This window comes from Pseudomonas sp. NFACC16-2 (assembly GCF_900119205.1).
Lineage (GTDB): Bacteria > Pseudomonadota > Gammaproteobacteria > Pseudomonadales > Pseudomonadaceae > Aquipseudomonas > Aquipseudomonas fluorescens_Q.
In genome coordinates this window covers 1-1040 of the sequence record NZ_FPIX01000093.1, presented here as the reverse complement: position 1 = coordinate 1040, position 1040 = coordinate 1, and the positions used below count along the sequence as shown (strand labels likewise).

General features: G+C 60.3%; 1 protein-coding gene. It reads right to left on the bottom strand.

Features of this window, described 5'->3' with window-relative positions:
* On the bottom strand, positions 1-584 hold a 584-nt coding region (locus BT116_RS30025), incomplete at its 3' end, for an OprD family outer membrane porin (RefSeq protein WP_139209519.1).
* Positions 585-1040: the final 456 nt, after the last annotated feature.

The window sequence follows — 1040 nt, the reverse complement described above, 5'->3', positions numbered from 1 at the left end:
CCGTTCATCGACATGTCTTCCATGCTCGCGTCGTTGCGCGGGCTGTTGGCGCGGAACTGGCCACCGTACAGCGTCAGGCCGCTGATTTCGGTGGAGGTCACCTGGCCGCCACGGAAGGTTTGCGGCAGGGAACGGCCGTCGTCGGAGCGTAGGATCGGCAGCACCGGCATCCACTCGCCGACTTTCAATTCGGTCTTCGACACCTTGGCTTTCAGGGCCACGCCCAGGCGCCCGAAGTCATCGGCGGGGCGACCGTCGTCATGCACCGGCAGCAGCTGCGTGCCTGCCGTGCCACGGCCGCCGTCGAGCTTGACCGAGTACATCCCCAGTATGTCCACGCCGAAACCGACTACGCCCTGGGTGAACCCGGACTTGGCATCGAGGATGAAACTTTGGGTCCATTCCTCGGCTTTACCTTGGGCGTTGTTCGAGTTGGTGAAGTTGCGGTTGAAGTAGAAGTTGCGCAGGTTCAGCGTGGCCTTGGCATCTTCGACGAACCCCGATTCCGCCGCCAGGACGGGCAGGGCGGTACTGGTCAGGGCGACGGCAATGAGGCTAGGGAACAAGTGTTGTGTGGGCTTCATGGGCGTGTCTCTATTTTTTTGTGGACGAAGCGGGTCGTTGCCACAACCTTGGGCTGCAGACGGAACGGTGGAACCAGTGGCGTGAAGCTGTTGAGGATCAGCCGGGTGCGGCGGGGCGTATGGGCATGGCGTCGAACCTGTTGTTATTGGTTTTGTGCGAGGGATGGTGAAGGGCGGCCCGGGATCGGTTCAATCGCCGTTTGCGGGTTTTGGGCGATTATCGAACAGCAAAACATTGCTTCGGCGGATGCGATTTCTGTGGGAGCTTGCTTGCGATGGCGGCCTGACAGCCGGCCATGCTCTTGTTGACTGCGTACATATCCATTGCTGCGGTAACGGCCACTTAGGGTTCCGCTCTTACAGCCAGCCCTTTCAAGGTCTTTTGGCTTTAGCTGCCTTGAGCACCCGATCCGTTGACACATGGGCATTCGCGGCTTTGCCTTCAAGCCACTCCTT